General features: G+C 41.4%; 1 protein-coding gene. It reads left to right on the top strand.

What is annotated here, in order from left to right; genetic code table 11:
* The first annotated feature begins 266 nt into the window (after nucleotides 1-266).
* Nucleotides 267-1,616 carry an IS110 family RNA-guided transposase gene (locus tag FDK13_RS35155; RefSeq protein ID WP_137344675.1) on the top strand — a complete coding sequence of 450 codons (1,350 nt, stop codon included), beginning with the start codon at nucleotides 267-269 and terminating at the stop codon, nucleotides 1,614-1,616.
* Nucleotides 1,617-2,007 lie beyond the last annotated feature (391 nt).

The following is a 2,007-nucleotide window of genomic DNA, read 5'->3' as shown; positions in this document are numbered from 1 at the left end:
GGAATACAGATATGGCGGGCCATGTTTCCACAGTAATAACCAGTTCTACTATTCAGAGGAAAATACTGGACAGTAGATTGTTAGCACGGAAGACTATTATGTCTAAGCTTTGCAGCAAAGGCCAAGTGAAATAGTGAATTTCAATTCATGCCGGAATATGGTTTTGTTGTCCCTTTAAGTTACCGACTGGGAGTTTAGAGCCCGTATAGAAAACTAGACTGTAATGGACAACGAGCAAAGTGTTTGTAACTCTAAATATTATTTCTATGAAAAAGGAATCCCGTAAAAAAGTGAAGGACACAGTAGACCTCCCTTTGGTTCATCCCAATGCTGCTGGCATTGACATTGGCGACACTATCCATGCTGTCGCTGTTCCTGAAGGTCGCGACAAGGTCTGCGTAAAATCCTTTGGAACGATGACGAGCGATTTAAAAAGTATTGCAGCCTGGCTAAGTGATTGCAAGATTGACACGGTAGCCATGGAGAGCACGGGCATTTACTGGAAACCGCTTTTCAACTTACTCATTAAAGAAGGGTTTGAAGTGTCCTTAGTTAACGCAAAATATGCAAGGAACGTTAGCGGCCGGAAAAACGACGAAGATGACGCGCGCTGGATTCAAAAACTTCATAGTTGCGGCCTACTGAAAAGCAGCTATTTGCCGGAAGATGAACAAGAGTCATTAAGAACTCTTGTGAGGTACCGAAAAACACTAACGATGGATTGCAACCGGTTTATCCTCCGTATGCAAAAAGCGCTCGAAATGATGAATATAAAACTTCATACTGTGATTAGGGATATTACTGGCAAAACTGGAATAGCAATCATCGAAGCAATAATTGATGGTGAGAGGATTCCGGAGAACTTTTTAAAATACGTGGACAAAAACATAAGGGCAGATCGAGACACTATTGTCAAGTCCCTGGAAGGTAACTGGCGCAACGAACAACTGTACCTATTGCAGGACTGCCATTGCAACTACATCCACTACAAACAAAGGATAGACGCGTGTGACATAGCGATCGAAAATCAGCTGAAACAATTTTACCGCGAATCAATATCGCCAAAAACGTTACCTGCTTCACATAAGCCCACAAAAAGGCCAACTAAAAACAAGCCGAAATTCAATACAGGCCAGTACTTCAGATCGATCCTTGGCGTCGATGTTACGGCGATCTTCGGAATAAGCGACATATCCGCACTGGAAATATTATCAGAAACTGGGACAGATATGTCAAAATGGGAATCATCCAAACATTTTGTCTCTTGGTTGAATCTTTGCCCGAACCACAAAATCTCAGGTGGCAAACTTATCAGCAGTATGCTGATGCGAAAAAAGCCCAATCCTGCAAGTCAGGCATTCCGAAATGCAGCAAACGCTGTGCAAAGAAGCGATAATTGGCTAGGTGACTATTTTCGAAGGATGAAGGCAAAAGGTGGCAACAAATATGCGATGGTTGCAACAGCCAATAAAATCGCAACGATTTACTACAAGATGGTTTCGCAACAGGTTGAATTTAGCCCGTTAGAACTGAATGCGTACCAGCAGAAATACAGACAAGCAAAAATCGCTTTTCTTGAACGAAAACTAAATGATCTCAAAAAGGAGGCTGCATGATTGTGGTTGAATTGAACTAATCATTTCCGGGAGACCTACGGCAAGCTTAAAGGCATGATAAATACTATGAAACCCATTTATCACTGTAAGCTTTGACTAGTCGTCTAAATCGTTTACATTCATGGAATGGAATTATTTCTGAAAATTTTATTCTGGCTTGTGCTTATTGTCACATTGCTGTTTCTCTTCATTTGGTTTTGCTTCATAGGGAGCGGGCACAATATTCCCAAGGAAACAAATAGATCTTTTTATTCAGGGGCATCGATCCTTTTAGTCGCATTATTAACAATATCTTTCCTCAAAAGAAGGTCAAAAGTGTGAGCGATCTTCACCTTTCAGTGTTTGTCTAAACTGGACGCTTTGCGACGCAATCCAAGTGGTTATATAGAAA

Source organism: Dyadobacter frigoris, from assembly GCF_005280585.1.
Classification (GTDB): Bacteria; Bacteroidota; Bacteroidia; order Cytophagales; family Spirosomataceae; genus Dyadobacter; species Dyadobacter frigoris.
Note: the sequence above shows the minus strand (reverse complement) of the source record. Positions and strands in the feature narration are given on the sequence as shown.

What these genes read in the sequence shown, in the direction of transcription:
- FDK13_RS35155 (WP_137344675.1), top strand. Translation starts at nt 267, where the DNA reads ATGAAAAAGGAATCCCGTAAAAAAGTGAAGGACACAGTAGACCTCCCT.